The 23659-nt window shown below is 61.5% G+C and carries 21 protein-coding genes and 5 tRNA genes; 4 read left to right on the top strand and 22 right to left on the bottom strand.

Annotated elements, in window-relative coordinates:
• Positions 1-12 precede the first annotated feature (12 nt).
• The 3 genes from QOS90_RS05430 (at position 13) to QOS90_RS05420 (ending at position 2164) form a co-directional block, all read left to right on the top strand.
• Entirely contained in the window at positions 13-957 is a 945-nt protein-coding gene (locus QOS90_RS05430; RefSeq protein WP_371097234.1) for a dihydrodipicolinate synthase family protein, read from the top strand.
• 140 nt (positions 958-1097) lie between these two features.
• Positions 1098-1838: an AzlC family ABC transporter permease gene (locus tag QOS90_RS05425; RefSeq protein WP_027593073.1), complete on the top strand. Its 741-nt coding sequence runs from the start codon at positions 1098-1100 to the stop codon at positions 1836-1838.
• Positions 1838-2164, top strand: a complete 327-nt coding sequence (locus QOS90_RS05420; RefSeq protein WP_027593074.1) for an AzlD domain-containing protein — start codon at positions 1838-1840, stop codon at positions 2162-2164. The genes QOS90_RS05425 and QOS90_RS05420 overlap by 1 nt, the downstream gene beginning before the upstream one ends.
• Positions 2165-2233: 69 nt before the next feature.
• On the opposite strand, the gene QOS90_RS05415 is transcribed toward QOS90_RS05420, so the two are convergent.
• Both QOS90_RS05415 and phnN read right to left on the bottom strand, forming a co-directional pair.
• A tRNA-Arg gene (locus QOS90_RS05415) sits at positions 2234-2310 on the bottom strand.
• Positions 2311-2398: 88 nt separating this feature from the next.
• Entirely contained in the window at positions 2399-3028 is a 630-nt protein-coding gene (phnN, locus tag QOS90_RS05410; RefSeq protein WP_085272491.1) for a phosphonate metabolism protein/1,5-bisphosphokinase (PRPP-forming) PhnN, read from the bottom strand.
• A 347-nt stretch (positions 3029-3375) separates the two neighbouring features.
• On the opposite strand from phnN, the gene QOS90_RS05405 reads away from it, so the two are divergent.
• Complete coding sequence (locus tag QOS90_RS05405; protein WP_003254499.1) at positions 3376-3702, top strand: Arc family DNA-binding protein; 327 nt, start codon at positions 3376-3378, stop codon at positions 3700-3702.
• A gap of 193 nt (positions 3703-3895) precedes the next feature.
• On the opposite strand, the gene mgtE is transcribed toward QOS90_RS05405, so the two are convergent.
• The 20 genes from mgtE to aotJ all read right to left on the bottom strand — a co-directional run bounded on the left by mgtE (position 3896) and on the right by aotJ (position 23143).
• Positions 3896-5338, bottom strand: a complete 1443-nt coding sequence (gene mgtE, locus QOS90_RS05400; RefSeq protein ID WP_027593075.1) for a magnesium transporter — start codon at positions 5336-5338, stop codon at positions 3896-3898.
• A 377-nt stretch (positions 5339-5715) separates the two neighbouring features.
• Positions 5716-5792: transfer RNA gene (locus QOS90_RS05395), tRNA-Arg, on the bottom strand.
• Positions 5793-5864: 72 nt separating this feature from the next.
• Positions 5865-5941, bottom strand: a tRNA-Arg gene (locus QOS90_RS05390).
• Between the two features lie 72 nt (positions 5942-6013).
• A tRNA-Arg gene (locus QOS90_RS05385) sits at positions 6014-6090 on the bottom strand.
• A gap of 107 nt (positions 6091-6197) precedes the next feature.
• Positions 6198-6288: transfer RNA gene (locus QOS90_RS05380), tRNA-Ser, on the bottom strand.
• 72 nt (positions 6289-6360) lie between these two features.
• Positions 6361-6549: a carbon storage regulator CsrA gene (gene csrA, locus QOS90_RS05375; RefSeq protein WP_003254503.1), complete on the bottom strand. Its 189-nt coding sequence runs from the start codon at positions 6547-6549 to the stop codon at positions 6361-6363.
• Positions 6550-6709: 160 nt separating this feature from the next.
• Positions 6710-7945 (bottom strand): aspartate kinase, encoded by a 1236-nt coding sequence (locus QOS90_RS05370; protein WP_027593076.1) that lies wholly within the window; start codon positions 7943-7945, stop codon positions 6710-6712.
• Between the two features lie 84 nt (positions 7946-8029).
• Positions 8030-10654, bottom strand: coding sequence for an alanine--tRNA ligase (gene alaS / locus QOS90_RS05365; RefSeq protein ID WP_085272489.1), 2625 nt, complete (start codon positions 10652-10654; stop codon positions 8030-8032).
• A 393-nt stretch (positions 10655-11047) separates the two neighbouring features.
• Positions 11048-12055 carry a succinylglutamate desuccinylase gene (gene astE, locus QOS90_RS05360; protein ID WP_085272488.1) on the bottom strand — a complete coding sequence of 336 codons (1008 nt, stop codon included), beginning with the start codon at positions 12053-12055 and terminating at the stop codon, positions 11048-11050.
• A 10-nt stretch (positions 12056-12065) separates the two neighbouring features.
• The gene (locus QOS90_RS05355; RefSeq protein ID WP_027593079.1) at positions 12066-12356 is read right to left on the bottom strand and encodes a hypothetical protein; all 291 of its coding nucleotides are present in this window, start codon (positions 12354-12356) and stop codon (positions 12066-12068) included.
• A 14-nt stretch (positions 12357-12370) separates the two neighbouring features.
• Positions 12371-13720 carry an N-succinylarginine dihydrolase gene (astB, locus tag QOS90_RS05350; RefSeq protein WP_085272487.1) on the bottom strand — a complete coding sequence of 450 codons (1350 nt, stop codon included), beginning with the start codon at positions 13718-13720 and terminating at the stop codon, positions 12371-12373.
• A gap of 23 nt (positions 13721-13743) precedes the next feature.
• Positions 13744-15207, bottom strand: a complete 1464-nt coding sequence (gene astD / locus QOS90_RS05345; RefSeq protein WP_085272486.1) for a succinylglutamate-semialdehyde dehydrogenase — start codon at positions 15205-15207, stop codon at positions 13744-13746.
• Positions 15208-16236 carry an arginine N-succinyltransferase gene (gene astA, locus QOS90_RS05340; RefSeq protein ID WP_027593082.1) on the bottom strand — a complete coding sequence of 343 codons (1029 nt, stop codon included), beginning with the start codon at positions 16234-16236 and terminating at the stop codon, positions 15208-15210.
• Positions 16237-16322: 86 nt separating this feature from the next.
• Entirely contained in the window at positions 16323-17342 is a 1020-nt protein-coding gene (gene aruF, locus QOS90_RS05335; RefSeq protein ID WP_027593083.1) for an arginine/ornithine succinyltransferase subunit alpha, read from the bottom strand.
• A gap of 142 nt (positions 17343-17484) precedes the next feature.
• Positions 17485-18705 carry an aspartate aminotransferase family protein gene (locus QOS90_RS05330; protein WP_085272485.1) on the bottom strand — a complete coding sequence of 407 codons (1221 nt, stop codon included), beginning with the start codon at positions 18703-18705 and terminating at the stop codon, positions 17485-17487.
• A 307-nt stretch (positions 18706-19012) separates the two neighbouring features.
• Positions 19013-19993, bottom strand: a complete 981-nt coding sequence (argR, locus tag QOS90_RS05325) for a transcriptional regulator ArgR (protein WP_027593085.1) — start codon at positions 19991-19993, stop codon at positions 19013-19015.
• Positions 19994-20096: 103 nt separating this feature from the next.
• Entirely contained in the window at positions 20097-20861 is a 765-nt protein-coding gene (aotP, locus tag QOS90_RS05320) for an arginine/ornithine transport ATP-binding protein AotP (protein ID WP_027593086.1), read from the bottom strand.
• A 22-nt stretch (positions 20862-20883) separates the two neighbouring features.
• Positions 20884-21582 carry an ABC transporter permease gene (locus tag QOS90_RS05315; RefSeq protein ID WP_027593087.1) on the bottom strand — a complete coding sequence of 233 codons (699 nt, stop codon included), beginning with the start codon at positions 21580-21582 and terminating at the stop codon, positions 20884-20886.
• Positions 21579-22268, bottom strand: coding sequence for an ABC transporter permease (locus QOS90_RS05310; RefSeq protein WP_085272484.1), 690 nt, complete (start codon positions 22266-22268; stop codon positions 21579-21581). The genes QOS90_RS05315 and QOS90_RS05310 overlap by 4 nt, the downstream gene beginning before the upstream one ends.
• Before the next feature lie 89 nt (positions 22269-22357).
• Positions 22358-23143, bottom strand: a complete 786-nt coding sequence (gene aotJ, locus QOS90_RS05305; RefSeq protein WP_085272483.1) for an L-arginine-binding protein AotJ — start codon at positions 23141-23143, stop codon at positions 22358-22360.
• Positions 23144-23659: the final 516 nt, after the last annotated feature.

The following is a 23659-nucleotide window of genomic DNA, read 5'->3' as shown; positions in this document are numbered from 1 at the left end:
GAGGTAATGACCATGAGCAACATCTTCACCGGCACCATCCCTGCACTGATGACCCCTTGCACACCGGACCGTAAACCGGACTTCGACGCGCTGGTACGCAAAGGCCGCAAGTTGATCGACGCCGGCATGAGCGCCGTGGTGTATTGCGGCTCCATGGGCGACTGGCCGCTGCTGACCGAGGCCGAACGCCAGGAAGGCGTGGCCCGCCTGGTCGCCGCCGGCATCCCGACCATCGTTGGCACCGGTGCGGTCAATTCCCGCGAAGCCGTGGCCCATGCCGCCCATGCCGCCAAAGTCGGCGCCCAGGGCTTGATGGTGATCCCTCGCGTGCTGTCCCGCGGCGCCTCGGCAGTGGCCCAAAAGGCCCACTTCAAGGCCATTCTCGACGCTGCCCCTCAGCTGCCGGCGGTGATCTACAACAGCCCGTACTATGGTTTCGCGACCCGCGCCGACCTGTTTTTCGACCTGCGCCGCGAACACCCGAACCTGATCGGCTTCAAGGAATTCGGCGGCGGTGCCGACCTGCGCTATGCCGCAGAATTCATCACCTCCAAAGATGACGACGTGACCTTGATGGTGGGCGTCGATACCCAGGTGGTGCACGGTTTCGTCAACTGCAATGCCACCGGCGCCATCACCGGCATCGGCAATGCCCTGCCGCGCGAAGTGCTGCACCTGGTCGCACTGGCCAAACGCGCAGCCAAAGGCGATGCAAAAGCGCGCCGGCTGGCCGCCGAGCTGGAAGCGGCCCTGGCCGTGCTGTCGTCGTTCGATGAAGGCTGCGACCTGGTCCTGTACTACAAGCACCTGATGGTGCTCAATGGCGACCAGGAATACACCCTGCACTTCAACGAAAGCGATGCGTTGAGCGACGCCCAACGCCGCTATGCCGAACAGCAGTACGCGTTGTTCCGCACCTGGTACGCCGATTGGTCGGCGGCCAACAACATAGACTGACCGCGCGGATCCATCGCTGAGCCATGCCCCCTTCCTCTGGCAGGGGGCGACACCTTGAACACGCAGCCATTGCGGGCAACTTTCACGCGCATTACCTTGGGAGCGAGCATCCCCCTCCCGTACACCGTCAAGGAATTCAAATGCCGTACCCCAGCGCGACCCAAGCGTTCAGACAGGGCGCCCACAGCGTCCTGCCATTGACCTCCGGGGTCGTACCCTTTGGTTTGATCACGGGGGTCACGGCCATCGGCATGGGCCTGTCGCCCGCCGATGCCATCGGCATGACGTTACTGTTCTATTCAGGCTCCGCGCAGATGGTGGTGATGCAATTGATGCAAAGCGGCGCCCTGCCGGTGACGATGGTGGTTACGGCGCTGGTGATCAACCTGCGCTTTCTGATGTACAGCGCCAGCCTCGCCCCGCACCTGAGCCACCTGCCACGGCGCCATAAATGGCCGATGGCCTACCTGCTTTCCGACCAATCCTTTGCCTTGTGCTCATTGAAGATGTCTTCAGGCGAGCTCGGGCGCTTCGCCTTTCACTACTACGCTGGCACGGCGATTACCATGTGGTTTGGCTGGAACCTTTCGGTGCTGGCCGGCATGTACCTGGGCGCAGGCATCCCCGAAGACTGGTCGCTGGGCTTTGCCATCCCTTTGTCGTTCCTGGCGCTGCTGATCCCCAGCATCCGTAACCGGGCGACACTCGGCGCCGCGCTGACCGGCGGGCTGCTCGCGGTGCTGGCGGTCGACCTGCCTTATAACCTGGGCCTGTTGGCGGGTGCATTGGGTGGGATCATCGCCGGCTTGACCCTCGAGAACCTGCAGAAAACAAAACCCGTACAGCCCGTGGCGGATGAACACATCGAGCAGGACGCATGATGAGCGAAATGAGCCAGTGGATTACCTTCCTGCTGATCGGCCTGGGTACCTTCGCGGTCCGCTTGTCGTTCATCGAGTTCTACACCGTGCTGCGCATCCCGCCGCTGTTTCGCCGCGCGCTGGCCTACGTGCCAGCCAGCGTGCTGGCCGCACTGGTGCTGCCGGCCGTGGTGCTCCCTGACCGGCACGCCGACTTCGATTGGATGAACCCGCAAATTCCCGCCGCGATACTGGCGGGCCTGGTGGCCTGGCGTACGCGCAGCACGCTGTTGACGCTGGGCGTGGGCATGGGCGCGCTGTGGGCATTGAAGCACTGGGGGCTGTAGGCAAAGCGCGCGCACGTCTGCCGACAAAAGCGTCGGAGGGCGATGAAGGTGCGGGATCGTTTTGAAGAATGGCGTCCCAGGCAGGAATTGAACCTGCAACCTTCCCCTTAGGAGGGGGATGCTCTATCCAATTGAGCTACTGAGACGCTAGAACCGGGCAGTGAACACTGCACGGTTGGACGGCCAGCATGTTAACCAGCATGCTGCCGTTTGTCATGCTGCAACAGGCCTTTTTCACGTAATCCTTTTCTGCGGTTCCGTGGCTGGTTGGGTCAGGTACGGGATTACGCCTTCATCATGAAGCAGTTTGAACAACCCGGTCACCGCTGCCTCGAGCGTAGTGGAATTGTCCAGCACATGCACGGCAGGGTCGTTGAAGGCTTGCAGCCCCGCATTACGCGCCAGCCGCTGTTCGATCTCGTCCGGGGTTTCCCTGCCTCTAGCCAGCAAGCGCTGGCGCAATACCTGGGGCTTCACGTCGATGAGCACTGCCAGAAGATCTGGGTACCGCCGCCGCGCTTCAGCCAGATAGGCACGAGAGCCGTTCACCAGCACCGCGCTGCCCGCTTCCAGCCATTGATCAACGTGCTGCGCGATCCCGTAGTTCAGCCCATTGGCTTGCCAATTCATGGCAAAGGCACCCTGCGCACGCATCGCTTCGAACTGTTGGGCAGTGACGCCTTGGGCTGCTTCGCCCTTGGCTTCGGCCGAGCGCGTGATGATGCGGCGAGCAATTTTCACCCCGGCAGCAGTGAGTTGCTCGCGCGCGGCATCGATCAGGGAATCTTTCCCTGAACCCGACGGTCCTATCAGAAATATCAGGCGGCCTGTCGCTGATCGCCGTGCGCTTGCGTCATGTTGCATAGCCACTATGCTCTATGGAAGGAAACCCGCGCATTCTAGGAGTTTTCTTGGCCTTTTGCTGCGTTTTACCAGTTTTTGACGGCAGAAGACTGACGGCGGGACAAGTCGGAGCATGTAAAACTTTTCAAACCAGTGCTCATTTCTGATAATTGGTACTGGCAGAAAGCCTTTACCGGGCTCACTATTTGTCACAGAATTGACGCCAAGGAAACGGCGACCATGAGGCAAGATGAGCATCCAATTTTCCACGAGGGTTGAACATTTTGTTGTCGCCACGGTCGTATTTCCACCCCGTGCGGCCAATTTGAGAACCGCGTCCCCTGAACCAGTAAATCCGGTCAATTTATATGCGCCCAATGAAACAGGCTATTTACTCCAGCCGCACCGCTGACAAGTTTGTCGTCCGCCTGCCAGATGGGATGCGTGAGCGCATTGCCGAGGTAGCGCGCAACCATCACCGCAGCATGAACTCCGAGATCATCGCGCGCCTGGAACAGAGCCTTATCCAGGAAGGCGCGTTGGGTGACGAGCTGAGCATGCGCCTGGACAGCCCTGAACTGTCCCTGCATGAGCGCGAGTTGCTGCAACGCTTCCGCCAACTGTCCCACCGCCAGCAGAACGCTCTGGTCGCCCTCATCGCTCACGATGTAGAAATGGCCGCCGACGCTTCCTGAAGGTTGCCAGCGAACACAAAAAAGCCAGCGTAAGCTGGCTTTTTTATTGTTCGTCACATCATTAGCAATCGTGTGTAGGAGCGGCCTTGCACTGCGAAGACGCCAGTGACAACGCCATGAATGTTGGCTGCTATCAGGGCCTCTTCGCAGCACAAGGCTGCTCCTACAGGCCATGGGCTGGCCCCTCCACGAATTAGAGCAGGAACAGCGTCGCCAAGCCCAGGAAGATGAAGAACCCGCCGCTGTCGGTCACTGCCGTGATCATCACGCTGGAGCCCATCGCCGGATCGCGCCCCAGGCGTGTCAGGGTCATCGGGATCAACACCCCCATCAACGCTGCCAACAGCAGGTTCAAGGTCATAGCCGCGGTCATCACCAGGCCCAACGACCAACTGCCATACAGCCAGAACGCCACCGCACCGATCACGCCACCCCAGATCAAGCCGTTGAGCAACGATACGGCCAGCTCCTTGCGCATCAGGCGGCTGGTATTACCCGGCGACACCTGGTCCAGCGCCATCGCGCGCACGATCATGGTGATGGTCTGGTTGCCAGAGTTGCCACCGATACCTGCCACGATCGGCATCAAGGCGGCCAGCGCCACCAGCTTCTCGATCGAACCCTCGAACAGGCCGATCACCCGCGAAGCCAGGAATGCGGTAATCAGGTTGATGGCCAGCCACGCCCAACGGTTGCGCAGCGAACGCCAGACCGAGGCGAAGATGTCTTCTTCTTCGCGCAGACCGGCCATGTTCAGCACTTCGCTCTCGCTCTCCTCACGGATCAGGTCAACCATTTCGTCAATGGTCAGACGGCCGATCAGGCGATCGCTCTTGTCCACCACCGGGGCGGATACCAGGTCGTAACGTTCAAAGGCTTGAGCCGCGTCGTAGGCATCTTCCTCGGGGTGGAAGGACACAGGGTCGGTCGCCATGACCTCTGCCACCTTCTTGTCCGGGTCATTGACCAGCAGGCGCTTGATGGGCAGCACGCCCTTGAGAATGCCGTCATAGTCGACCACGAACAGTTTGTCGGTGTGGTTCGGCAGCTCTTTCAGGCGGCGCAGGTAACGCAATACGACTTCGAGGCTGACGTCTTCGCGGATGGTGACCATCTCGAAGTCCATCAACGCACCGACCTGCTCCTCGTCGTAGCTCAGCGCCGAACGCACGCGCTCGCGTTGCTGGGCATCGAGGGTTTCCATCAACTCGTGAACGACGTCGCGCGGCAGCTCGGGTGCAAGATCGGCCAGCTCGTCGGCGTCCATTTCCTTGGCAGCGGCGAGCAGTTCGTGATCGTCCATGTCGGCGATCAGCGATTGGCGAACCGAATCGGATACTTCAAGCAGGATGTCGCCGTCGCGGTCCGAGCGCACCAGCTGCCAGACCGTCAGGCGGTCTTCCAGGGGCAATGCTTCGAGGATGTAGGCGACGTCGGCGGGGTGCAGGTCATCAAGCTTGCGCTGCAGCTCGACGAGGTTCTGGCGGTGGACGAGGTTTTCGACCAGGTCGTGATGAGCACCCTCCTGGCGGTGGGTGAGGTCTTCGACCACGCGCTGGCGCTGCAGCAGTTCGACCACCTGAGCCAGGCGATCCTGCAGGCTCTCTTGCGCTTTCTTTACTTCTACTTCAGTCATAGGCGAACTCCACTCCCAGCAGCGGAGCACGCCGGGGGAATCAATCGGTCAGATCTTTCTGTATGAATCTTGTTAGGGAGTAACTACTGGGTAAGTCCATGGTGGTATTCCACAAGCCCCGGCGGGGCTGACGGGCGCAATCATACACTGCCTAAGCTGTCAGATCGCTTAAATTTTTGGCCAGAACAATCGTTTGCGAGATAAAGCTAGGACAACGCTCGAAGCTATGTGTGCGACGGCGCAAGCAAAAGAAAAAACACAGATGCCGCGCAAAAGATTATCGGGCCGGTTTATGTGCAGTCTAGCGGGCATCACTGAGAAACAGTGAACGGGAGAAAACAAAAAGCCCGCTCATTTGAGCGGGCTTCTTGATTGTATGGCGGACTCAGCAGGATTCGAACCTGCGACCGCTCGGTTCGTAGCCGAGTACTCTATCCAGCTGAGCTATGAGTCCGTGGTCGGTATTTTTAGGCCAGATTACCACTGGCTTGTTGAAGCGTCTTTGCAAGCAGAGCCACTTCAAAAGTGGCGGACTCAGCAGGATTCGAACCTGCGACCGCTCGGTTCGTAGCCGAGTACTCTATCCAGCTGAGCTATGAGTCCGTGGTTGGTAGTTTTAGACCAGATTACCACTGGTTGTTTGAAGTAGCCTTGTAAGCAAAGCCACTTCAAAAGTGGCGGACTCAGCAGGATTCGAACCTGCGACCGCTCGGTTCGTAGCCGAGTACTCTATCCAGCTGAGCTATGAGTCCGTGTCTTGCCGCGCATTATAGGTCGCTGAAACATTTTTGCAAGAACTTTTTTCGTTTAATTTCAACTACTTAGCGTTCTTACTGTTTACAGCGGCCTAAGCGAATAATGGCGGTGAAGGGGGGATTCGAACCCCCGATACCCTTATGAGGTATACTCCCTTAGCAGGGGAGCGCCTTCGGCCACTCGGCCACCTCACCGCAACACGAGGCGAATATTAAAGAACCTCTTTCACCTTTGCAACCCTTTTTTTGAAAAAAACTTCAAAAGAATTAAAGGCTTGGCTCCTCGTCCTTCTCTTTCTTGATCCGCAGGTAGATTTCCTCGCGGTGCACAGCCACTTCTTTCGGGGCGCTGACGCCAATACGCACCTGGTTGCCTTTGACGCCAAGCACCGTCACGGTGATCTCGCCGTCTCCAATGATCAGGCTCTCGGCGCACCGGCGAGTCAGAATCAACATAGCTTTCTCCTTACGCAAAACATTCAGGGATAACAGTCTTTGGTATCGGGGGCCTGGTCGTGGACGACGACCCAGCCCTGGTTGCCCACCCCGCAGCAGCGCGTGCGTGGCGAGCAGAAACGCGAAGGGCGCGGCAAGCCGCGCCCTTCCAGGCAGCGCCTTACTCGCCCTGTCGGGCAGGAGCGTCCAGTTCGAACGCGGTGTGCAGCGCGCGTACGGCCAGCTCCAGGTACTTCTCTTCGATCACGACCGAAACCTTGATCTCGGAGGTGGAGATCATCTGGATGTTGATGCTCTCCTTGGCCAGGGCTTCGAACATGCGGCTGGCAACACCTGCGTGGGAGCGCATGCCAACGCCAACGATCGAGACCTTGGCGATCTTGGTGTCGCCGATCACTTCACGGGCACCGATTTCGCGGGCGGTGTTTTCCAGCACGTTCTGCGCCTTCTCGTACTCGTTGCGGTGTACGGTGAAGGTGAAGTCGGTGGTGTTATCGTGCGCCACGTTCTGCACGATCATGTCGACCTCGATGTTCGAGGCGCTGATCGGGCCGAGGATCTTGAAGGCCACGCCCGGGGTGTCCGGCACGCCGCGAATGGTCAGCTTGGCTTCATCACGGTTGAAGGCGATACCGGAAATGATCGGCTGTTCCATGGATTCCTCTTCATCAATGGTAATGAGGGTACCCGGACCCTCCTTGAAGCTGTGCAGCACGCGCAGCGGGACGTTGTACTTGCCGGCGAACTCCACCGAACGGATCTGCAGCACCTTGGAACCGAGGCTGGCCATTTCCAGCATCTCTTCGAAGGTGATCTTCTCCAGGCGCTGTGCCTGCGGCACCACACGCGGGTCAGTGGTGTAGACGCCATCGACATCGGTGTAGATCTGGCACTCGTCAGCCTTGAGCGCCGCCGCCAGGGCTACGCCGGTGGTGTCGGAGCCGCCACGGCCGAGGGTGGTGATGCTGCCGTGCTCGTCGACCCCCTGGAAACCTGCAACCACGACCACACGCCCTTCCTTGAGGTCGGCGCGAATCTTCTGGTCGTCGATCTGCAGGATGCGGGCTTTGTTGTGCGAGCTGTCGGTCAGAATGCGCACCTGGTTACCGGTGTAGGACACCGCTGGCACACCACGCTTGATCAAGGCCATGGTCAGCAGGGCAATGGTGACCTGCTCACCGGTCGACACGATCACATCCAGTTCACGCGGAACCGGCTGATCGGTGATCTGCTTGGCCAGATCGATCAGGCGATTGGTTTCACCGCTCATGGCCGACAGCACGACCACCAGGTCGTCGCCCGCCTCACGGTGTTTCTTGACCTTTTCGGCTACCTGCTCGATCCGCTCGATGGAACCGACAGAGGTGCCGCCAAATTTCTGTACGATCAACGCCATTTCAATGGTGCCTCAGCCCATACAGGGCCCCAAAAAACAATCCAACATGAAGGAGCCGGCGACTAGACCGCCGGCCCCCTCATCTCAAAGTCCCTGCTCTGCGAACGGCACGGCCAGCGCCAGGGCCTGGTCCAGCGCAGCGACGTCGACGCCGCCACCCTGTGCCATGTCCGGACGGCCACCGCCCTTGCCACCCACTGCCGCAGCGGCTTGTTTCATCAGATCGCCAGCCTTGAGTTGGCTGGAGAGGTCCTTGGTCACGCCGGCCACCAGCACGACCTTGCCCTCATGCTCACTGCCCAGCAGGATCACTGCGTGGCCGAGCTTGTTCTTCAGCTGATCGACCAGGGCCAGCAAGGCCTTGCCATCTTGCCCATCCAGGCGAGCGGCAAGCACCTTGGCACCCTTGACCTCAACGGCCGCGTTGGAGAGATCATCCCCGGCGGCGCTGGCGGCCTTGGCCTGCAGCTGTTCCAGCTGCTTCTCCAGCTGACGGTTGCGCTCGAGCACCGCCGACAGCTTGTCGATCAGGTTGTCACGGTTACCCTTGACCAGTTGCGCGGCTTCCTTCACCTGCTCTTCAGCAGCGTTCAGGTAGGCCAGCGCAGCCGCGCCGGTAACCGCTTCGATACGACGTACCCCAGAGGCCACGCCGCCTTCGCTGATGATCTTGAACAGGCTGATATCGCCAGTGCGCTTGGCATGGATACCCCCGCACAGCTCCACCGAGAAGTCGCCACCCATGCTCAGCACGCGCACGGTATCGCCGTACTTCTCGCCGAACAAGGCCATGGCGCCTTTGCGCTTGGCGGTCTCGATGTCGGTCACCTCGGTCAGCACTTCGGTGTTGCGGCGCACTTCACGGTTGACGATGTCTTCCAGGGCCTTGATCTGCTCTGGCTTGACCGCCTCGAAGTGGCTGAAGTCGAAACGCAGGCGCTGGCTGTCGACCAGCGAGCCTTTCTGCTGTACGTGATCGCCCAGCACCTGGCGCAGCGCTTCGTGCAGCAGGTGAGTGGCCGAGTGGTTCAGCGAGGTGGCGTGCTGCACGTCGGCGTCGACCTTGGCCTCGACCTCGGCACCCACGCTCAATGCACCGCTGGCAACCACACCGTGGTGCAGGAAGGCACCGCCGGTCTTGGTGGTGTCGCGCACGTCAAAGCGCACGGCGCCGGCCTGCAGGAAGCCGCTGTCACCCACCTGGCCGCCGGATTCGGCGTAGAACGGCGTGCGGTCGAGGATCACCACGCCCTGCTCGCCTTCGCCCAACTGCTCGACGGCCTGGCCGTCCTTGTACAGGGCAATGACCTTGGCCTGGCCTTCGGTGGTGGTGTAGCCCAGGAAGTCTGTGGCGGTGTCGACCTTGACCAGGCTGTTGTAGTCCATGCCGAAGGCGCTGGCAGAGCGCGCACGCTCACGCTGAGCGTCCATTTCACGCTCGAAACCGGCTTCGTCGATGGTCAGCTCGCGCTCGCGGGCGATGTCGGCGGTCAGGTCCATGGGGAAGCCGTAGGTGTCGTACAGCTTGAACACCACGTCACCCGGCACCACGTCACCCTGCAGTTGCGCCAGGTCCTGCTCGAGGATGCGCAGGCCTTGCTCCAGGGTCTTGGCGAATTGCTCTTCTTCAGCCTTGAGCACGCGCTCGATATGCGCCTGCTGGCTCTTCAGCTCTGGGAAGGCTTCGCCCATCTCGGCCACCAGTGCGGCAACGATCTGGTAGAAGAAGCTGCCCTTGGCGCCCAGCTTGTTGCCGTGGCGGCAAGCGCGGCGAATGATGCGGCGCAGCACGTAGCCACGGCCTTCGTTGGACGGCAGCACGCCGTCTGCAATCAGGAAGCCGCACGAACGGATATGGTCGGCGACCACTTTCAGCGACGCCTGGCTGTCATTGCTGCAACCGATGGCCTTGGCCGCGGCGCTGAGCAGGTTCTGGAACAGGTCGATCTCGTAATTCGAGTGAACATGCTGCAGTACCGCACTGACACGCTCCAGGCCCATGCCGGTGTCTACCGAGGGGGCAGGCAGCGGGTGCAGGACGCCATCGGCGGTGCGGTTGAACTGCATGAAGACGTTGTTCCAGATCTCGATGTAGCGGTCGCCGTCTTCTTCCGGCGAGCCGGGTGGGCCGCCCCAGATGTCGGCGCCGTGGTCGTAGAAGATCTCGGTGCAAGGGCCGCACGGGCCGGTATCGCCCATGGTCCAGAAGTTGTCGGACGCGTACGGGGCGCCTTTGTTGTCACCGATGCGCACCATGCGCTCGGCCGGTACGCCGATTTCCTTGGTCCAGATGTCGTACGCTTCGTCATCGGTGGCGTAGACGGTGACCCAGAGCTTTTCCTTCGGCAGGTTCAGCCACTTGTCCGAGGTCAGGAAGGTCCAGGCGTAGGTGATCGCGTCGCGCTTGAAATAGTCGCCGAAGCTGAAGTTGCCCAGCATCTCGAAGAACGTATGGTGACGCGCGGTATAGCCGACGTTTTCCAGGTCGTTGTGCTTGCCACCGGCGCGTACGCATTTCTGGCTGCTGACGGCGCGGGTGTAGGCGCGCTTTTCCTGGCCGAGGAAGCAGTCCTTGAACTGGTTCATGCCGGCGTTGGTAAACAGCAGGGTCGGGTCATTGCCCGGGATCAGGGAGCTGGAGGCAACTCGGGTGTGTCCCTGCTCTTCGAAGAAGCGAAGGAAGGCTTCACGGATTTCTGCGCTTTTCATAGGTTCTTCCACGGAAACGGCGGCCCTGGTGGGCAAACGCGTCGACGAAACGACGGCAAAGGGCCGCATTATATCGGTCCTGCAAACTCGGTGCAGTGTGTTTATGCGATGGAAAACGTCGAATAGACGGTTTTCAGGCGGTTGCAAACGAAAATGACATGATCGGATGCTAATTGCAGCCTTTCGCCACTGGCAAGCCCATTACGGCCGAAGGGAAGGGAAAATGGAATAGACGGTGAATTAAAAGGTTTTCATGGTGAAACAGGATCCAATAAAGCTGCATTTCCGGTAGGAGCAGCCTTGTGCTGCGAAGCGGCCAGTGCAAGCAGCGAGCATTCATTGTGCTTGCACTGGCCGCTTCGCAGCACAAGGCTGCTCTTACAAGGGCGGTATTCAGCCTAGGCGCTGGCCCGAATCCGGTACTACCAGAATTCCCGCGCGCAGCCCGTTTTTTACCTTGGGGTTGGGGAAGATGATCCGCGCGCCCTCCTCCTCGACCACCCAGCGCATTTCGGCCAGGTCTTCGGCCAGCAGGTAACCCTTGCTCAGCTCGGAGAAGTTTTCGATATCCGCCGGCAAGTGCAGGCGGAAGCCCTCGCTGTGCTTGATGATCTCGCGGGCGACGCGGAACAGTTTCAAGCCCTCCAGCGAGTCTTCAGTCTCAGGCTCGGTGCCTTCGATGATCTGGATCAGGCGCTCTTCCAGCTTGTCGAGGTTGACCTGCTCGTTCTGCCCAAACGGCCGCGCCTTGCCAAGCTCCAGGGTGAACGCTTCGGCGTCGAGCTGCTCGTAGGTGAAGGCGCTGAAGGTAATGGACGACTTGCTCTGCAACAGCACGGCCTCCATACCCGCTGCGGCCAGGCGCGCCAGCTCCCGGCGGGAATGCTTGCGCCCTTCCTTGTAGGGGTACAGGGCAAACTGCTCGATCTTCGAGCCACGGATGGCGGTATGCAGGTCGTAATGCAGGCGGGGGCGGCCCGGCTTGCTGAAGAACACCCGGGCAAACTGTTCAAGCTCGGCGGCGCGCAGCGCCTCGAAACCACTGGACAGCTCGTGGCGACCATTGAACAGGCGGTTGATGTCCTGCTCGACGAAGCGCTCGCCCTTGCGGATGGCCGCCGGGTTGCCGAACAGGAACAACACCCGCGAACGCGGCTTGATCTTGCCATTGGCCACGCCATGCAACAGGCGCTCGAGCAACTCGATCGGCGCCGTTTCGTTACCATGGATACCGGCCGACAGTAGCAGGTCGAGCCCACTGTCCTCATGCTCGGGCGGGCGCACCTCAAGGGCGCCCTCCCCCAGCCAGCGCAAACGCACGCCCTTGGGTGTAACTTGGGTCTTCTCGGCCGGTTCGTGATCGGTCAAGGTCAGCTCAAGCAATTTGCCGAGGGCGAGCATAGGCACTTCCTTAATGGTGGTGACCGCAATCAGGGCCATGGACGTGATCGTCGCCATCAGCGGCTTCAGCCAGCTCCATTTCCAGCTGCAGGCTGACCAGGTTGGTGGCCATCGGGCGCAGCAGCAGGTTGGCATACTCGGTGTCGTTTTCATCGACATCCACGCCAATCAGCAACTGGCCGCGGCCGTCCTGCTGAATCCACACTTCCTTGCCTTGCCAGACCACAGCAAAACGGGTGCAGGAGGTTTCCAGCTGGGTGCCGTCTTCGTCTTCGAGGATCAGGCGCAGGGCATCGGTCATTACTTAGTCTCTCTTCAAGGTTGGCGTTGGAACGGATAGACCGAACCCAATTTCAGAATCTGGGTCAACTCATCCAGTGCCGTACGGCATTCGACCAGCAGTTGCGGATCGGCCAGCTCCGCTTCGCCAAGGCGATCGCGGTAATGCTTGTCGACCCATTGCAGCAGGGTGTCGTACAGCGGCGCGGTCATGATAACGCCTGGATTCACCGCCGCCAGTTCCGATTCCTTCAATGCCACGCGCAGACGCAGGCAAGCAGGGCCTCCGCCGTTCTGCATGCTCTGCTTGAGGTCGAACACTTTGACCTCTTTGACCGGGCCGCCCTGCTGGGTCAGTTGTTCCAGGTAGGCCCAGACGCGCTCGTTACTGCGGCACTCCTCCGGCACTACCAGCAGCATGGAGCCGTCGTCACGGCTGAGCAGCTGGCTGTTGAACAGGTACGAACGCACGGCGTCGTCTACTGCCACCGCCGCACGCGGCACTCGGATGGCCTGGAAGTTGCCGCCCTTGTGGGCCAGTTTAGCTTGCAGCTGGCCAAGCACCGCTTCGGTCTCGAGGAAGGCGTCCTCGTGGTAGAACAGCACCTCGCCGTTGCCCACCGAAATCACGTCATTGTGGAACACGCCCTGGTCGATCACTGCCGGGTTCTGTTGAGCGTAGACCACGCCGTCGTCGCGCAGGCCGTGCAGCCGCACCACGGCCTGGGAAGCCTCCAGGGTTTGCCGTGCCGGGTACTTCTGCGGCGCAGGGTAGCGGCTGTCGAAGGCGCTGCGGCCGTAGACGAAGAATTCGACGCCCGCCTCGCCGTAGCTGCGACAGAAGCGGGTGTGGTTGGCCGCGCCCTCGTCACCGAACTGCGCCACCGCCGGCAATGCCTCGTGGTGGGCGAAGTGTTTGTCATCGGCGAACATCGCCCCCAGCACACGGCTGGTGGTCGGGTGCTCGATGCTGCGGTGGTATTTGCAGTTGAGGTTGGCAGCAGTGAAATGCACGCGGCCATCGGCGGTGTCGGCACTGGGGCTGACCGTGGCAGCGTTGGCCACCCACATGCTCGAGGCCGAGCAGCTGGCCACCAACAACGGCATGGCCTGCTTGGCAGCGCGCTGGATCACCTCGGCATCGCTGCCAGTGAAGCCCAGGCGGCGCAGCGCAGCCACGTCCGGGCGCTCCTGCGGGGCCAGCACGCCCTGCTTGAAGCCCATGTCGGCCAAGGCCTTCATCTTTGCCAGGCCCTGGCGCGCCGCTTCACGCGGGTTGGACGCCTGCTGGCTGTTGCTTTGCGAAGCCACATTGCCGTAAGACAAGCCGCCATAGTTGTGGGTAGGCCCCACCAGGCCATCAAAATTCACTTCATAGGATTTCATCGGCTAGGCTCCGAGACCGTTTGTTATAGGGTGACGCCCGGCGTCAAGGTTGCCGGCAAGGCGAGGCTGGCGGTCTCCAGCGAAGCCACGGGGTAAGCGCAGTAGTCGGCCGCGTAATAGGCGCTGGCGCGGTGGTTGCCGCTGTTGCCGACACCCCCGAACGGCGCGCTGCTGGCGGCGCCGGTCAACTGTTTGTTCCAGTTGACGATGCCCGCCCGGCTGCGCAGCCAGAAGTACTGGTAACGGGCGCGGGAGTCGGACAGCAGACCGGCGGCCAGGCCGTACTGGGTGTTGTTGGCCTCATCGATGGCGGCCTCGAAATCGGCGTAGCGAATCACCTGCAGCAACGGGCCGAAGAACTCTTCGTCCGGGCGGTCGGCAACGGCGCTGACATCGAGAATGCCTGGCGTCAGCAACGCGGCATCGGCCTCGGGTTGGGTCATTTCCAGCAACTTCACGGCGCCCTTGCCCACCAGCTCGGCCTGGGCTGCGATCAGCGCCTGCGCTGCCTGCAGCGAAATCACCGAACCCATGAACGGCGCTGGCTGCTGGTCGAAAGCGCCAACGGTGATGCCTTTGCACACCTCGACCAGCCGCGTGATCAACGAATCGCCCCACGCCCCTTGCGGCACCAGCAGGCGTCGTGCACAGGTGCAGCGCTGGCCAGCAGAAATGAAGGCCGACTGGATGATGGTGTACACCGCGGCGTCCAGGTCCTTGACCTCGTCCACCAGCAACGGGTTGTTGCCGCCCATTTCCAGCGCGAGGATCTTGTCCGGGCGCCCGGCGAACTGCTGGTGCAACAGGCTGCCAGTGCGGCTGGAGCCGGTGAAGAACAACCCGTCGATACCCGGGTTGGCCGCCAGCGCCACGCCGGTTTCACGCGCGCCCTGGACAAGGTTGAGCACTCCGGCAGGCAGGCCAGCGGCGATCCAGCAGTTGACCGTCAGTTCGGCCACCTTGGGCGTCAGTTCGCTGGGTTTGAAGACCACGCAGTTGCCCGCCAGCAGTGCCGGCACGATGTGCCCATTGGGTAAGTGGCCGGGGAAGTTGTAGGGCCCGAACACCGCCACCACACCGTGGGGCTTGTGCCGCAGCACGGCCGTGGCATCGGCCAGTGGGCCGCTTTTTTCACCGGTGCGCTCACGGTAGCTCTGTACCGAAATCGCCACCTTGTTGATCATGCTGGTGACTTCGGTCGCTGATTCCCACAGCGGCTTGCCGGTTTCTTCGCCGATGCAGTGCGCCAGCGCTTCGGCATGCTGCTTCAGCTGTTCGGCAAACTTTTCCAGCACATCGATACGTGCCTCCAGGCTCAACTGTGCCCAGGCCGGAAAGGTCTGGCGCGCAGCCTTCACGGCAGCGTCAACCTGGCTGGCGTCGGCGCCCTGCCCGTCCCAGACAACCGCCTGGGTCACGGGGTTGAGCGATTGCAGGGGTGCTCCCTGGCCGGCCTGCCAATGGCCGGCGATGTAATGCGTAGTCATTTACTGGGCCTCCCGGCTCGCCGACAGCGGCACGGCACGCACGTTGTCGCCAGCCCCCATGCGCAGGCGCTTGGCGGTCAGCGGGTCGACCACTAGGGTGCCAGCCGCCAGGCGTGCAGGCGCGGCCGTGATGCGGCAGTCGTCGCGTTTGCGGTTGTGGATGATGTAAGGGGTGGCGTCATCGCCCGGGGTACCGACCGCCAGCACCAGGGTCTGGCTTTCGCGCACGGCACGAATCTTGGCGGTCTCGCACTCGATGGCGGGGCCTGCGTCGAAGATGTCGACATAGCCCTGGTAGTTGAAACCTTCCTGCTTGAGCATGGCCAGCGCAGGCTCGGTGTCGGTGTGTACACGCCCGATCACGTTGCGCGCGGCTTCGGAGAGGAAGCAGGTGTACAGCGGGAACTTGGGCATCAGCTCGGCGATGAACGACTTGTTGCCCACCCCGGTCAGGTAGTCGGCCTGGCTGAACTCCATCTTGAAGAAGTGGCGGCCCAGGCTTTCCCAGAACGGCGAGCGGCCCTGCTCGTCGGACATGCCGCGCATCTCGGCAATGATCTTCTTGCCGAACAGCTCCGGGAACTCGGCGATGAACAACATCCGCGCCCGCGACAGCAAGCGGCCATTGAGGCCAGAACGGTAGTCACTGCGCAAAAACAACGAGCACAGCTCGGAGTTGCCGGTCAGGTCGTTGGCCAAGAACAGGGTGGGGATCTCGCGGTAGATGTTCAGCTCCTGCGAGGCGCTGACGGTGAGCCCGACCCGGTAGTTGTACCAAGGCTCACGCAGGCCAACGGCCCCGGCGATGGCACTGATGCCCACCACCAGGCCCTCGTCGTTTTCCAGCACGAACAGGTAGTCGGTATCGCCCCGCTCGGCTTCGCCACGGAAGCTCTTCTCGGCCCAGCCCACGCGATGCCCAAGGCGCTCTTCGTTGGCTGGCAGCGTGGTCAGCCCGGTGGTACCAGTGCTGCGAGCCAATTCGATCAGCGCGGGTAAATCGCTGCTGCGTACGGGACGAACGATCATGCTATCTCCTTGAGCGGCGACCTCTGCCACCGCGAAACGCTTCGTTTCGAGCTTGCTGTTTCGAGCTGCCTGCGCAGGCTCACGCCTTACACGGCAACCAGCCGCACGCTTGCACCCTCACCGACACCCAGGGCCTCGGCCGCGTCGCGCCCCAGGCTGACCGGTTTGCCGGGCACCCAGTCGAGCTCCAGCAACACCGCGCGGTAGTCCTGCAACTGGCCGTTGCATACCAGGTACGGGCGCCCACCCTTGGCCGGGGCCTCCTCCAGCTTGACCGGTACTACACGGCTCTGGGCAATCGAGCGGATGCCCGAAGCCCGTGCGTGCAAGGTCGGCCCGCCGTCGAAGATGTCGATGTAGTGCTCGGTCTCAAAGCCTTCACGCATCAGGATGTCGAAGGTGATCTGCGCGCGCGGATGCACTTGGCCCATGGCCTCCTGGGCTTCGTCGGGCAGCAGCGGCACGTAGATCGGGTAGTGCGGCATCAGTTCGGCCAGGAAGGTACGGCTCTTCAGCCCGCACAGGCGCTCGGCATGGGCGTAGTTGAGGTCGAAGAAGTTGCGGCCTATTGCATCCCAGAAGGGCGACTCGCCCTGATCGTCGCTGTAACCCACGATCTCGGTCACCACCGAATCGGCAAAACGCTCCGGGTGCGAGGCCATGAACAGCAGGCGGCCACGCGAGTTGAGCTCGGCCCAGCCGCTGCCGACCAATTCGGGCAGCACGTAGAAGCTGGTCAGCAAGCTGTTGCCAGTCAGGTCGTGGCACAGCGAGAGAACGTGGATCTTGTTGTGGATCTTCAGCTCGCGCGAGGCGTGCACGAAGGTCTCGTTACGGAAACTGTAGAACGGCTCGGAGTAACCGGCCGAGGCGACGATGGCCGAGCAGCCGGCAAGCTTGCCGGTGTCGCTGTCTTCGAGCACGAAGAAGTAGCTTTCTTCGCCATTGAAGCTGACCTCGGCGGCGAAGGAGGTTTCCGACGCGGCGATCTTGTCGCCAAGACGGGCGGTATCGTCCGGCAGCGAGGTGACACCAATGGGGCTGTCGGCAGCCATGCGCTGCACTTCGTTCAGGTCAGCCATTTGCGCGGGGCGCATCACCAGCATGGTGTCACTCCTTTGGTAAAGCGGGCCGTTCTTGACGGCGCGAAAAAACGGCGGGCGCGTGATTGAAACGGCAAGCACGCGCCCGCACTGGAATTCAGCTATCGCCGGCCCGCTAAGGGCCGGCGAAGGGACCGCTGGCGAATCAGCCTTGGGTCAGTTTGGCCACGGCGCGCTCGAAGCGGTTCAGGCCTTCATCGATGTCGGCGTCTTCGACCACCAGGCTAGGCGCGAAACGCACCACGTCCGGGCCGGCCTGCAGCACCATCACACCTTCTTTCTCGGCGGCGTTGAGCACGTCCTTGGCCTTGCCCTGCCAGGCGTCGGTCAGCACGCAACCGATCAGCAGGCCGACGCCACGCACCTGGGAGAACAGGCCGTACTGCTGGCCGATCTGCTCCAGGCGGGTTTTGAAGCGTGTGTGCTTGGCCTTGATGCCGGCCAGGGTTTCAGGGGTGTTGATCACGTCCAGCACCGCGCAGGCGACGGCGCAACCCAGTGGGTTACCGCCATAGGTGGTGCCGTGGGTGCCGACGGCCAAGTGTTTTGCCAGCTCCGTGGTAGTCAGCATGGCGCCGATTGGGAAGCCGCCACCCAGACTCTTGGCGCTGGTCAGGATATCTGGGGTTACACCGTAGTGCTGGTAAGCGTACAGCGAACCGGTACGGCCAACGCCGGTCTGCACTTCGTCGAAGATCAGCAGGGCATTGTGCTCATCGCACAGCTTGCGTGCGCCTTCCAGGTACGCCTTGTCGGCCGGTACCACACCACTTTCGCCCTGGATCGGTTCGATTACCACGGCGCAGGTCTTGTCGGAAATCTGTGCTTTCAGTGCTTCCAGGTCGTTGTACGGCACATGGCTGATGCCGGTGATCTTCGGCCCGAAGCCATCGGAGTACTTCGGCTGGCCACCGACGCTGACGGTGAACAGGGTACGCCCGTGGAAGCTGTTCACGGTGGCGATGATTTCGTGCTTTTCAGGGCCGAAGCGGTCATGGGCCACGCGACGGGCCAGCTTGAAGGCGGCCTCGTTGGCCTCGGCACCGGAGTTACAGAAGAAGGCACGGTCGGCAAACGTCGCGTCTACCAGCTTGTGCGCCAGGCGCAGGGCCGGCTCGTTGGTGAAGACGTTGGACACGTGCCAGAGGGTGTTGGCCTGCTCGGTCAGCGCCTTGACCAGTGCCGGATGGCAGTGACCCAGGGCATTGACAGCGATACCGCCAGCAAAGTCAATCAGCTCGCGACCCGACTGGTCCCAAACCCGGGAACCCTCGCCTCGGACAGGAATGAAGGCCGCCGGCGAATAGTTGGGAACCATGACCTGGTCGAAATCGGCACGTTGCACCGGGGCTTGCTCAACGGACATCTGAGTCTCCTGAAGAGGAACGCTGGCCTGGAAGTGGCGAGCGATGGGGGGATTGTAAGGACTGATCAGCGCCTGTCCTTGCGGCCAAGCGACAACTTGTTACAGCGCAAAACCCTGTTTTACCCAGGCTTTCGGCAATGCGACAAACACTGTCGCAATCGCGCAGTGTAACGGGAGTGGATGGCTGGGTGAACGGGTGTTCACAAGGGATTCGGTGCCTTTGGGCGTACGCCGATAGTTTAGCGGCGCCTGGGAGATCGAGCGCCGCCCTCACCCCCAAGGCATTCGCCCGAACCCAACCAGAATCTCAGCCTTTTTCAGCCGGCGCCGAGCTCAACTCGAACGGGCTGCTGTTACGCCGCTGGTTGCGATCTTCCCGCGGCGTCGCGCCAAAGAAGTTACGGTAGGCACTGGAAAAATGCGGCCCCGAAGAGAACCCGCACGACAAGCCGATCTGGATGATCGACTTGCTGGTCTGCATCAGCATCTGCCGCGCCTTGTTCAGCCGCAGCTCAAGGTAATACTGGCTAGGCACGCGGTTCAGGTACTGCTTGAAGATTCGCTCCAACTGCCGACGCGACACGCACACATGCTGGGCGATCTCGTCGGTGGTCAGCGGCTCTTCGATGTTGGCTTCCATCAGCAGCACAGCCTGGGTCAGTTTGGGGTGGCTGGAGCCCAAGCGGTTTTGCAACGGAATGCGCTGACGCTCGCCGCCCTCGCGAATGCGCTCGACCACCAGCTCCTCGGACACCGCCCCCGCCAGCTCCGCGCCATGATCACGCGCCAGCACGGCCAGCAACAGGTCGGTCACCGCCATGCCACCACAGGCAGTCAGGCGGTCGCGGTCCCAGTCGAACAGGTGGCTGGTAGCGATGACCTTGGGGAAGCGCTCGGCAAAATCATCCTGCCAGCGCCAGTGCACCGCCGCGCGGTAACCGTCGAGCAGGCCAAGCTGCGCCAGCGGATACACACCGGCAGACAAGCCACCGATCATGCAACCACTGCGCGCCAGTTGCTTGAGTGCAGTCGACAGCACCGAACCCACGGCCTGCGGCGGCTCGTCGGCCAGCAACAAGAGCTTCTGGCACCCTTCGAGGCGGCCATTCCACGGCTCGCCCGGCAGGCGCCAAGCGCCCTCCACCGCAGGCTCCGCCTGCAGAAACGCCAAGTCGTAGACCACGTCCGGATGCACCCGCTGGGCCACCTGCAACACTTCCTCGGCCAGCGCCAGGGTCAAGGGCTTGGTGCTGGGCCAGATGAGAAAACCGATTCGCTGGGTGGTCATAGGGTGCGGTCCGAAACCTTGGGGGCGTTCACGTCAGTGGCACAGGGTCAGGCTGCGCTCGCTGCGCAGCATGCCCTATTCTGGTGCAAAGATGCAGCCTACTTTACTTGAGGCTGCCGGAGAGGAATTGCTTGAGCCGCTCCGATTGCGGGTTGGCCAGCACCTCGCGCGGGCAGCCGGTCTCTTCGACCAAGCCTTTGTGCAAGAACACCAACTGGTTCGACACCTCGCGGGCAAAGCCCATCTCGTGGGTCACCACCACCATGGTCCGGCCTTCCTGGGCCAGCGCCTGCATGACCTTGAGCACATCGCCCACCAGCTCGGGGTCAAGGGCCGAGGTCGGCTCGTCGAACAGCATCACCTCAGGCTCGACGGCCAGGGCACGGGCAATCGCCACGCGCTGCTGCTCACCACCGGACATGTGCCCCGGGAAGGCATCCTTGCGGTGGGCCACACCGACCTTGGCCAGGTAGTACTCGGCCTTTTCCAGGGCTTCTTTCTTGCTCACCCCAAGCACGTGCACGGGGGCTTCGATGACGTTCTCCAACGCGGTCATGTGCGACCACAGGTTGAAATGCTGGAACACCATCGACAGGCGCGAGCGCATGCGCTGCAACTGGCGCGCGTCGGCCGCCTTGAGCGCGCCATCTTTGCCGGCGACCAGTTTCAGCTCTTCGTTATTGAGCAGAATCTTGCCGGCGTGGGGCTGCTCCAGCAGGTTGATGCAGCGCAGGAAGGTTGACTTGCCCGAACCGCTGGAGCCGATGATGCTGATCACATCGCCTGCCTTGGCCGCCAGGGACACGCCCTTGAGCACTTCATGGCTGCCATAGCGCTTGTGCAGGTCTTGGACTTCGAGTTTGTACATGCTGTCGATTCTCACAAAGCGGTCAGTGCTTGCGCGGCGCCAGGTAGCCGAGCCAGCGGCGTTCGGCCATCTTGAACAGGCGCACCAGGATGAAGGTCAGGCACAGGTAGAACACGCCCGCCGTGATGTAGGCCTCGAAAGGCAGGTAGTACTGGGCATTGACCGTGCGCGCCGCACCCGTGATGTCGATCAGGGTGACGATCGACGCCAGGCTGGTGGTCTGCAGCATCATGATCACTTCGTTGCTGTACTGCGGCAATGCCCGGCGCAAGGCCGAGGGCAGCAGGATGCGGCGGTACATCTTGAAGCGCGACATGCCCATGGCCTTGGCCGCTTCGATCTCGCCATGGGGCGTGGCCTTGAGGCTGCCGGCGATGATTTCTGCGGTGTAGGCGCTGGTGTTGACGGCAAAGGCCAGGCAAGCGCAGAAGGTCGCACTGGACAGCAGCGGCCAGAAGATACTCTCGCGCACCGCTTCGAACTGGGCCAGGCCGTAGTAGATCAGGAACAACTGCACCAGCATCGGCGTACCGCGGATCACATAGGTGTACAGCCAAGCGGTGAGGTTCACCAGCGGCTGCTTGGACACCCGCATCAGCCCCAGCGGAATCGCCGCGAGCAAACCGAACAACAGCGACAGCGCCAGCAGCTTCAGGGTGGTCAGCAACCCGCCCAAGTACAGCGGCATGGCCTCCCACACCACGTTGTAGTCGAAGATCATAGCTCAACCACCTTGACGCCTACCGAGTAGCGTTTTTCAAGATACTTCAGCGCCAGCAGCGAGACACTGGTCAGCACCAGGTACAGGGCCGCCACCGCCAGGAAGAAGGTGAAGGGTTCACGGGTAGCGTCCGCCGCCTGCTTGGCCTTGAACATCATGTCCTGCAGGCCGACCACCGAAATCAGCGCCGTAGCCTTGGTCAGCACCAGCCAGTTGTTGGTGAAGCCCGGGATGGCCAGGCGGATCATCTGCGGCACCTGGATGCGGAAGAACACCTGACGGTTGCTCATGCCGTAAGCCACGCCGGCTTCGGCCTGGCCCTTGGGGATGCCGAGGAAGGCGCCGCGGAAGGTTTCCGACATGTAGGCGCCAAAAATGAAGCCCAAGGTCCCGATACCCGCCGCCAGCGGATTCAGGTCGATGTAGTCTTCGTAACCGAGCAGCGGCGCTACCCGGTTGATGATGTCTTGCCCGCCGTAGAAGATCAGCAGGATCAGTACCAAGTCCGGAATACCACGGATGACCGTGGCATACATATCGCCCAGCCAAGCCAGCCAGCGCACCGGCGACAAGCGCAGCGCCACACCGATCAGGCCGAGCACGATGGCCAGGGCCATCGACGACAGGGCGAGCTGCAGCGTCAGCCACGCCCCGTCGAGGATGACTGCCCCGTAGCCTTTCAACATGATGAGGTCCTCGACCTAGAGAATGAAAAATGGTGCAAACCTCAGAGCCCTCTGCTGTTTGCACCATTGCACAGGTTTAACCCGACGTCTTACTTCGAGTCTGGACCGTAGATATCGAAATTGAAGTACTTGGCTTCGATTTGTTTGTACTTGCCGTTGGCACGGATGGCGTCGATGGCCGCGTTGATGCGGTCGACGTTGGCCTTGTCGCCCTTGCGCACGGCAATGCCGATGCCGTCACCGAAGTACTTGGCGTCGGTGAATGCGGGGCCTACGAACGCGAAGCCTTTGCCAGCGTCGGTCTTCAGGAAGCCATCTTCCAGCAGGGTGGCGTCAGCCACGGTGCCATCGAGGCGACCGGCCGCGACATCCAGGTAGATTTCGTTCTGGGTGCCGTAAGGGACCACGGTGGCACCTTTGGCGCCCAGCACTTCCTTGGCGAAGCGGTCATGGATCGAGCCACGCTGCACGCCGATCTTCTTGCCCTGCAGTTCGTTGAGGTTGTCGCTGACGGTGGTGCCTTCCTTCATGACCAGGCGCGCTGGGGTCAGGTAGTAGCGCTTGGTGAAGTCGACCGATTTCTTGCGGTCTTCGGTGATCGACATCGACGACAGGATAGCGTCGATCTTGCGCACCTTCAGTGCCGGGATCAGGCCGTCGAACTCTTGCTCGACCCAGGTGCACTTGGCTTTCATCTCTTCACACAGGGCATTGCCGATGTCGTAGTCGAAACCGGCGATGCTGCCGTCCGGCTGCTTGAAGGCGAAGGGTGGGTAAGCGGCTTCGATGCCGATTTTCAACGGTTTTTCATCGGCCTGCGACACCAGGGAAAACACGGACAGCGCCAGGGCGCCAAGCAGTGCGAGCTTCTTCATCAGGTAACTCCATCGGTACGGGGCAATACAAGGCAGGGTAACAACTGCCCGATATGCGAATGGGTACAACGCGAGCCGCGCAGGGTTCGACCAAGGCCGCAGACCACGAGCGAGTGAGTGGCATTTTAACGACAGCCCGGTAGTCGATATTTCTTCAAAGCGACAACTACTTACAGAAGCGCTTGAAACCACTGCGGGCGATGTTGACAGCCATTGCAAAACATGCAAAGGCGCAAGGAAAATAACCTATAGACCTAGCAATTACTGGGCCTATTATTCGCAAAGCCTTGTACGACGGCAAGTGTAGCGTGCTGTGTTGCAGAAAATGGCTCGGCGAACGCACCGAAACAGGTCATAACTGTTTCCGCTCGCCCCGCGCCTGTGCGTAATCGGTGACAGAAGAGTTACCGATGAATGTCGGGTAACAGTAAAGCAAAAAACCCCGCCGGTTGCCCGTGCGGGGTTTCTACTTGGAGGGGACTGCGCTGCAGTCCAATCGCCGGCAAGCCGGCTCCC

Source organism: Pseudomonas sp. LAIL14HWK12:I10 (assembly GCF_900184205.1).
In the GTDB taxonomy this organism is placed as follows: Bacteria; Pseudomonadota; Gammaproteobacteria; order Pseudomonadales; family Pseudomonadaceae; genus Aquipseudomonas; species Aquipseudomonas kermanshahensis.
Note: the sequence above shows the minus strand (reverse complement) of the source record. Positions and strands in the feature narration are given on the sequence as shown.